Source organism: Caloramator mitchellensis, assembly GCF_001440545.1.
Classification (GTDB): domain Bacteria; phylum Bacillota; class Clostridia; order Clostridiales; family Caloramatoraceae; genus Caloramator; species Caloramator mitchellensis.
Genome location: NZ_LKHP01000025.1, coordinates 1 through 8,704 on the forward strand (window position 1 = coordinate 1; position 8,704 = coordinate 8,704).

The following is an 8,704-nucleotide window of genomic DNA, read 5'->3' on the forward strand; positions in this document are numbered from 1 at the left end:
CAGAACGATTGGTTCATGCCCATTGCCTGTTCGATACATCCACATGTAGGATTTTGTGGTTGCTTCTCGCCCTGGCTCATTTAATACTTCAAGCTCTGTTTCATCTGCGTGCAATACATCATGATTTACAAGCATACTTTGTAGATATTTATACATTGGGCTTAACCAATTTTGAGCAGCACTGATAATCCAATTAGACATGTTCTGCCTATTAATTGGTAATCCATAACGTTTGTATTCTTGTTCTTGTCTATATAGTGGTATTGCATCTACATATTTTTTAGTCATTATATCTGCTATCAGTGATGCGGAAGCAATACTTCCTTTGATTACTGGTTTAGGTGTAGGAGCTGTAATCATTGGAACAGTAATTCCTTCTCTTTCGCAATTACGACATGAATATATCATTGAATGGGTTTCTTTTACAATGATTTGAGCTGGTATTACTTCAAGTTCCCTTCGGATTTCAGGGCGCACCTCATGAAGGGTATTGCCACACTCAGGGCATACCTGTTCCTCTTTAGATAGCTTGTATTCCACAACCTGCTTGGGAAGCCTTGAAAAATCTTTTTCTCTCTTGCCCTTTTGCTTTTTGGGCTTTGATTTAGATTCTTCTATAGCAACATCATCTAGCTTAGGTTCAATATTTATAGGTTGGCGTTCAGCCTCAGCCTCATTAAATATTGGAAGTGATATTTGACCATCTATATTCTGTTCACTTGATTTGCCAAAGAGTTTTTGCTTGCTAAGCCTTTTTCTAAACGCCTGTAATATAGCCAAAAACCATTACGTTCCCAATAAAGTATTTTAATCTTGTCGCGTTTTGAATTACAAAATACAAATATTGCATCTGAAAATGGGTCCAATTTGAAATTCATTTTCTTTGCACCACTTTGGAGCTGAAAGTCCGCTTGCTTGAAAATTTTGAATTAATTCATCCCAGTTTAGATTATTTTGTCTTTGTCTAATTTCTTGCACTAATAGCACCTCCTGATGCTATTATGCCATAATTATTTTCGCCTTTGTAGGTGGGGAAAATTTGACGCTTACTCTCTGGAGTAATCCCCTTATCTTTTTCTAATTCATAAAGAATATATCCTGTAATCAAAAAATATTTTCTCTTGTTTGGATAGTTGATGTCCCTGGAAAGAATATATCCGAAAAAGCATCCCTGACTATCCTATTCCAAGTTCATCAACCGCACCTGGCTCAGATAACAAATTTATTACATTCAAAACATTGCTCCTCTGCTCCTTAGAAAAATCAACCCAACCAATCATAAAGCTTGACATTTTTTCACCTACTTTTAAAATCTACGCAGCCTTTTTAAATTTTTTCTTTACTAAATCCAAAATAAAAACATACTCTTCAAGCTTTAAGATGTGGATCATTCCAAAGTAAACCAGAACTCCAACAAAGGCACAGCTAAATACTGAAATTACATCCCCCTTAAAGCCTGTCCCGAATTTTATCTGCATAAGTTTATTCAAAAAAAACACAACTATCCCCATAAACGAAGAAGAGAAAAACATCTTGTTAAATGATTTAATAATCTTTTTTGTCCCAATATCTTCTATTTTTCTATTTAAACTTCTTATTAAAAGCAAAGTGACAACTATAACAGAAATAGACGTAGCAAGAGCAAGTCCAGCGACCCCCATAAATTTTACTAATATGATATTTAGAATTATATTTAATATAACCCCCCAAATGCTGTTTATCATCGGAGTTTTTGTATCTTTTATAGAATAAAAGGCCCTTCCTATTACATCCCTAACACCAATGAAGATCATTCCTGGAGAGTAATATAAAAGTGCAAGGGAAGTTAAATATGCAGCATTATTGTCAAAGGCTCCCCTTTTAAAAACGATATCAACAATTGGCTGCCTTAAAATCATCATCCCAATTGTCGCAGGAAGCATTATTATCAAAATAACATTTATCCCTTTAATCAGAGCATTCTTATATGCCACTAAATTTTCATGTGCAGAATATGTAGAAAGGGTTGGATAAATAACCGTCGTTATTGCAACTGCAAATATTCCATAAACAAAGGTATTTAATTTGTTTGCAAAATTCAAAACAGCAATGGAGCCTTCTCCAACTGTTGTTGCAAGCATTCTATCAACTAAAAAATTAACCTGCGAAACTGAAACACCAATTATAACTGGAATCATTAATTTAACCATTCTTATTATATTTTCATCTTTAAAATTTACATATTTTTTATACATATAACCTAGTCTCTTGTACTTTGGAACCAAAAAAACGAATTGAACAAAGTAAGCTACAATAGTTGCAACAGTTAACCCGTAGATTCCAAATTTATCTGCAAATAAGATTAAATAAAATATAATAACAAAGTTCATTAAAACTCCAACAAAAGCAGGAGCTGTAAACTCCTTATGTGACTGAAGTATTCCAGTAAAAATAAATTGAAGGGCTATGAAAATCATTGAAATAAACATAAATCTTGACACATTAACAGCTTTATTAAAAATAAATAAATCTCCTTTAAATCCGGGTGCAAAAAGCATAACAATAAATTTTGAAAAAACAATTCCAAATAGTATAAATCCAATAACTATAATTCCAACAATATTAATTACATTACTAACAAACCTAATTCTATCTTCCTTATCTTTCTTTTCAATAAACTCAGTAAGTATTGGAATAAATGTAGTTCCTATTCCACTTCCTATGCTATTAAAAATTAACATAACAAGCCCTATCGCAAAGGTATATATATCTGTATCATAGGATGCACCAAATTTATATGCAAGTAGGGTTTCACGAAGAAACCCTAGAAATTTGCTGATTAGTGTAAGAGAAACTATAACTATTGAACCTTTAATTATCTGTTTTTTTGACATATGATCATCTCCAAGTATTATGTGTAATTTTACATATTTTTGAAATGTCCAAAAATTTATAAATATTTTTATATGATTTATTTAAAATACTCTATATATACTTGTAAAATTTCAAGAATCATTATTTCAAAATGACTTCCTGTTTTCCAATCGGTAACTCTTACCTGTCATATTAAAAATCTCACACCTATAGGTTAGCCTGTCCAATATAGCTGTTGTTAGGGCAACATCCTGCAAAAGTTCAGTCCATTCCTCAAACCCTTTGTTAGACGTGATAATTATTGATGTTTGTTCATGTAGATTTGAGATTAATTGAAAAAACATATTTGCTTCTTCATGAAAAATTGGAAGATATCCAATTTCATCAATTATGACAAGGTCTGAAGAATATATTCGGTTAATTTTACTTTTGCTTTTCCTTGATATATCCTGGGTTTTCAAGTAATACATTAGCCTATCCATTGATGTAAAACTTACTTTGTAGCCCATCTCTACAGCCTTATATCCTAATGCTATTGCAAGATGTGTTTTGCCTACTCCTGGTGGTCCTAAAAATATCAGGTTGTATAAATTATCTATCCAGTCCATCTCTATGAGCCTGTTTATCTGCTTTTTAGTTATTGATTTTTGAAATTCAGTATCAAATTCTTCAATTGTTTTTATTACAGGAAATCCGGCTTGTTTTAGCCTTCTTTCCTGCGCTTTTCTGTTCCTTTGGTCTATTTCACCTTTTAACAGCTCTATTATTAAATCATGATAGGATAAATCTTTTTTATCTGCATCATCAATAATCTTGAGTATATTATCTCTTATATATCCAAGCTTAAGATTCCTTGCATAATCCTTTATTATTTTTATCTTATCCATAATCCTATCCTCCAACTATATTTGCGTATTCTTTAATACTTCTTGTTTGAGGTTTTACATTCTTGAATTTATCCGGGATAGGATTTGTTTTCTGTTTTTCTGTATTTGTATATTCTTTTTCTTTATGATTAAAAAATTCAACTGCCTCTTTAAAAATCGTGGCTGAATAAATTTTTCTTTCTAAACAATACTTTAGAGCTTTATTAATAATTTCAGCATCAATTTCTTCTACTGCTTTTTTGATAAGCCCTAATTGATCCCTGAAATATCTTGCTTTTTCCTTTCTAATCTCCTTTAAAAATATTTTAGCTTCTTCTGATGCACCAAGCATATTGAGAACTTCATCGTTTAGTTTATCAAGTTCAGTATTTCTATCCCTTTCAGGATGAGAAAGCTTTATCAACTTCCCCCTTTCATTTGATAGCCTGTGCTTAACAATCAGAGTATCTTTTTCAGTGTCTAAAACTTTGATAAATTCACCTTCGATAACCACATTAACCTTTTTTCCAGGTTCATAAGTCCCTTTGGGTAGTTGATACCTGTTTTGCTTATACAATAGGGTATTGTCTTTTCTTACGGTATAGGTTAAAATGTTCTTAGGTGAATTTTGTTTTTGGAATACCGGAATTAAGTGTTGTTTTTCAAGGGTAAACACTTCTTTCGGTATTCTTTTTATTGTTCCATGAACATTTGCATTACCTGTTCTATCAAGCCATGCTAAGCAGGATTTATTAAACGAATCTATATCTTCAAAAACTCTATTTCTTGCAAAATTATTTTTAACATATTTTACTACAGCCTCTATTTTTCCCTTACTTTCTGGATCATATCGTCTACATAATCTAATTTTAAATTTAATTAAGTCTACATATTTCTGAAATTCTTCAGTATATATTACATCACCAAAGTTCTCATCAACTGCAAGAAGTCTATCTTGGTCATAAACAATCTCTTTAGTCCTTCCACCAAAGAATTCAAATGCCCTATTGTGTGCTTCGATAAAATCAATGGTAGTAAAGGGCTTGTCCTGCCAGTAAGCAAACTTCATTCTTGAATGCGATAGAACCATTGCAAAGCAGTAAAGCTTTATTCTTGAACCATCTATGGTATTTAACCAAATCTGGCCAAAATCCACTTGCGCTTGGAATCCCATCTCTAATTCTTCAACTGCTTCATATTGCCTTTTGCTTACCTTCTTTGGTATTTTATATTCTTTTCTCAAAGAACTCACATATGATCTTACTGTTCTTTCAGTGCAAGGGATATTACCGTATCTTTCTTTAAGCCAGTCCGTTACCTGAGCTGAAGATAAATCATGGTAAGTATTAAGCCATTCAAGTATCTGTTCTTTGTAGATATCAAGTTTTTTACTTTTTCTCTTTCTGTTTATGTCCGCAAACTCATCAGGTGTCATATTAAAGTATTTAGTAACAGTTTTGTAATCTACCCCCAAGTATCTTGCAATTTGAGCCTTTTTCAAGCCATTTTCCTTTAAATTTTTGATTTCAGAAAACAATCTCCAGCCCTTCTTTTTACCTATTATGCTTCTTATGCTTCCCACTCTATCTCCCCCTGTTTTAATAACTAATTTCATTTTAACAGGAGAAGACATATTTTTCACTTATTTCTGGTAAATTTTCGGGAATCTTAATTTCCGAAATCTCTCCATTCTATTTTACCACTCACACTTTTACCCACTACGTGGAACAGAAGCATGGAATACTCTCTATAATGAGAGAACTTCTGCTGAACGTTTTTTCGGTGATGGTAAAGAAAATTATGCACTAAATAACATTCGTGCAGCTGGTCTTGATAAAGCAAAGGTATTTATAGATATAGCTTGTATATCTATCTTGACGACAAGGATTGCAGAAGCAAAACAATTAAAGAAGATATCAGCATAGTTATTAAAATATTAAAGAGGAAGTGGTATTTTATTAATTCAAAACTTAATACCTGTGGATAACTTACTATCATAAAGTTTTAATAGGGATAGTCTAACCTTTTTTCCACATTTTTAGAAAAAGTTTTGATTTTTTATCCAAAAATTAAATTTTTGAATTATGAAATATCCTCAAATATTAACTATTTTAGATTAGATTTTAATTTTATATTTCGACATATATAAAAGAATCAAAAACGGAATTATTACTAATTGTGTTTCTTGTAATGTAGTTGGTGTATCACCTCTTAATGAACCTGTAATTAACTGAACAATTATTGTTATTAAAGCTAATATTTTAGTTGAGTTAAACTTCCTATAAACAGGATCTTTTATATAAAGTTTACGGTCAACTAATGCAGTTATAATTCCCCATATCATTCCAATAACAATAATTCCAATTATATCAAAATAAATATAAGATTCTCCTACAATTCCTGGTGGAATAGACATATTTGGATCATTAGATATATTAAGTATATTGACTAATTGTGAAGATGCAGGTAATGGTTTATCTACCCATATACTTCTTGGTAAAATTATTGTTAAAGGACGTAATAATGTTAACCAATTTAATTTTACATTACTTTCAATAATTATAGCAGCTAAAGAATAACTCCAACTAACATCAGTACTCATAATTAAATATGCCATTAATACATTAAGATCTCCCGTCAAAATTGTAAAGTAATTTGATATTCCCATTATAAAACCGTTTGTTCGTATACTAATCATAAGTGGAAGACCTATAAAAATCATCAAAAAAATAGCTAATATAAAATATCTTAATTTAGGTTTTTTATCATATATAATTACTGAAAAAATAAATGCAATTATTATTGGATACAACACTTGCCTTCTTGCAAAAGTGAAAATAAAACCAAATAATAGTGAATATATAATGTGAATTATAGTTGTTGTTTTTTGAATTTGACTTTCAACATAAAAAAATTTAATTAGGGAAGATAAATTTAATCCAAAAACTATCATAGGTGTAAAGAAACTTACTATAGAATTTCCACCGTGTATAACTTTACTTGCCCCTACACGAAAACCTTCTAATCCTATTACTATAAATATGATTAATGATAGTATAAAGTAAATCTTAAATACTGAAGATAGCCTGTTATAAGATAACCCTCCATACTTTGTTTTTGTGTGCATATTTTTAAAAAGTAAAACATTAAATAATAAATTAAACGCTATAAATATAGTAAGTATTAAAAAATAAAAGAAATTTAATTTATTATACGTTATTTTTGAAACACTGTATCCATAAGCATTTAGGATTGTTCCTAAATTTGGAATTAAAAATGTTAGAGTGAATACAGCTAACCAATAAAAAGTTGAAACGTAAATCCTTTTTTTATAGAGAACATTTACATATGTTATAACAATTATTAGAAAAAGAACAACAACTATATTATCCATATATATTCTCCTTTTAAAAATTACTTTAGTGCCCTACTTCTAAACTTAATAATTTGTTTTTTATACTCTCTATCAAATAAAACCTGCATATTTTTTTTGTTTTCCTTATGCTCATTATTTTTAATAATTCTTTCTAAAATACATGCCGCTTCATATAAATTATCAATATCATAAAGATTTCTACTATCAATTACTCTTTCTATATTAGATTTATATTTTTCCATTATTACAGAACAACCACATACTTGAGCATGTATAGAGCTTAGGGTAGTTTCTTTTGGAAAAATACAAATATCACTAGCTGAATAATACTTTCTTAATTCAGTGAATGGCTTTGATTCATCCAAAACTACTGGTATTTTTTTTGCAATCTTCTCTAGTTTTTTGTTAAACATATCTATGTAAGTATCTTCTTTAGGCCCAATAAATAAAAGTTTAACTTTGTAATCATCAATAAACCTTTTATCCAAATTATCAATAACATCTATAATTAAATCTGGTCTTTTACTATTATTAAATTTTCCAATATATGCTATAACTACATCTTCTTCGTTAAATTTATACTTACTTCTTATTTCTTTACGTCCTTTTTCATCAAAATACATTATTGAATCATTAAAACCATGACGTAAAAAATCAATCTTATGGTCTTTTATCCCTATTTTTTTTAAATACTCATATTCTTCTTCTCCTAATGCATAAATAACTTCATATTTATCCGTTCTATTTATGATACTAGCAAAAAAAATTTTATAAAATAAATAAAAAATATTTCTAAATTTATTCTTAGAAGCTACCCATGACATATGGCAATCACGAACTATCTTATACTTTTTTTTTCTTCCCCATAATTGTAAATCCTTAAAATCTCCAATTCCATGCATAAAAATTATATCAGGATTTATTTTTTTTATTGTTTTTCTAAAATTGTTAAGCAAAAGCCTACTAGATATTTTTAAAATAGGGTCTAACCGATAAATTTTAACTCCAGTTTTTTCTTCAAATTCCCTATCTTTTTTTATATCAACCTTTTTGTGAAAAGGAGACATATCTGTTGAGGTAATAAGAAATACTTCATCATCAAAATTTTTACTAGCATATAATAGCTCATTTATTTGATATCCCGCTGTTGGATCAAAATAATCTTCTATATGTAATATCCTCATTAAATCACTTCCCTCTATGTATAATTTATAAAATTTTCTAAATTATTACTAACAAAAATAATTTACTCAACTTTCGCACATAAAAATATAAGCGAAAGCTTTAGAATTTAAAGGTTTAAAACAAAAAACATTCCTTTCTTGGTATAATAGAATTACAACAAACCAATAACACCAAAAGAAAGGAATGTTTCTTATGAATACTATTATACCAAATAAAGATGATAAAATAAAATCCACTGTAGATAAATTTTTTAAAAATAATAAGATTAGTTCTATTCTTAAACAATGCAATTTTTCTAATGAGAACGGAGTTCCATGTATTACTGTTTTTAAATTCATATTTTTACTTGTATTTACAGGTAAAAACCTATACCGTACGCTTGAATCAAATTGTAATATAAATTTTTCAAAGGATACGGTGTATA

At 29.3% G+C, this 8,704-nt stretch carries 9 protein-coding genes and 1 pseudogene; 2 read left to right on the plus strand and 8 right to left on the minus strand.

From position 1 onward, the window contains the following. The 6 genes from ABG79_RS11685 to istA all read right to left on the minus strand — a co-directional run. Window positions 1-780 (minus strand): IS66 family transposase (locus ABG79_RS11685; RefSeq protein ID WP_152978252.1); only part of this gene is annotated, 780 nt, incomplete at its 3' end. After that, window positions 705-878 (minus strand): IS66 family insertion sequence element accessory protein TnpB, encoded by a 174-nt coding sequence (gene tnpB, locus ABG79_RS12835; RefSeq protein ID WP_083490437.1) that lies wholly within the window; start codon window positions 876-878, stop codon window positions 705-707. The genes tnpB and ABG79_RS11685, both read right to left, overlap by 76 nt. After that, the gene (gene tnpA, locus ABG79_RS12635) at window positions 829-978 is read right to left on the minus strand and encodes an IS66 family insertion sequence element accessory protein TnpA (RefSeq protein WP_200956820.1); all 150 of its coding nucleotides are present in this window, start codon (window positions 976-978) and stop codon (window positions 829-831) included. The genes tnpB and tnpA overlap by 50 nt, the downstream gene beginning before the upstream one ends. Window positions 979-1,313: 335 nt before the next feature. Beyond that, on the minus strand, window positions 1,314-2,873 hold the full coding sequence (murJ, locus tag ABG79_RS11690) for a murein biosynthesis integral membrane protein MurJ (RefSeq protein ID WP_057979651.1): 1,560 nt from the start codon (window positions 2,871-2,873) through the stop codon (window positions 1,314-1,316). A gap of 126 nt (window positions 2,874-2,999) precedes the next feature. After that, entirely contained in the window at window positions 3,000-3,740 is a 741-nt protein-coding gene (gene istB, locus ABG79_RS11695) for an IS21-like element helper ATPase IstB (protein ID WP_057979652.1), read from the minus strand. A 4-nt stretch (window positions 3,741-3,744) separates the two neighbouring features. Continuing rightward, window positions 3,745-5,352, minus strand: a complete 1,608-nt coding sequence (gene istA / locus ABG79_RS11700) for an IS21 family transposase (RefSeq protein ID WP_423230101.1) — start codon at window positions 5,350-5,352, stop codon at window positions 3,745-3,747. Window positions 5,353-5,407: 55 nt separating this feature from the next. Here istA and ABG79_RS12840 point away from each other — a divergent pair, with 55 nt between their 5' ends. Next, on the plus strand, window positions 5,408-5,644 hold the full coding sequence (locus tag ABG79_RS12840) for a transposase (protein ID WP_423230102.1): 237 nt from the start codon (window positions 5,408-5,410) through the stop codon (window positions 5,642-5,644). A 191-nt stretch (window positions 5,645-5,835) separates the two neighbouring features. Here the strand turns inward: ABG79_RS12840 and ABG79_RS11705 are convergent, their stop codons facing one another. Then, complete coding sequence (locus ABG79_RS11705) at window positions 5,836-7,113, minus strand: oligosaccharide repeat unit polymerase (RefSeq protein WP_057979653.1); 1,278 nt, start codon at window positions 7,111-7,113, stop codon at window positions 5,836-5,838. A gap of 20 nt (window positions 7,114-7,133) precedes the next feature. Continuing rightward, entirely contained in the window at window positions 7,134-8,279 is a 1,146-nt protein-coding gene (locus tag ABG79_RS11710) for a glycosyltransferase family 4 protein (RefSeq protein WP_057979654.1), read from the minus strand. Window positions 8,280-8,472: 193 nt separating this feature from the next. Here ABG79_RS11710 and ABG79_RS11715 point away from each other — a divergent pair. Beyond that, window positions 8,473-8,704 (plus strand): annotated as a pseudogene (locus ABG79_RS11715) (IS4 family transposase); the annotation flags it as partial.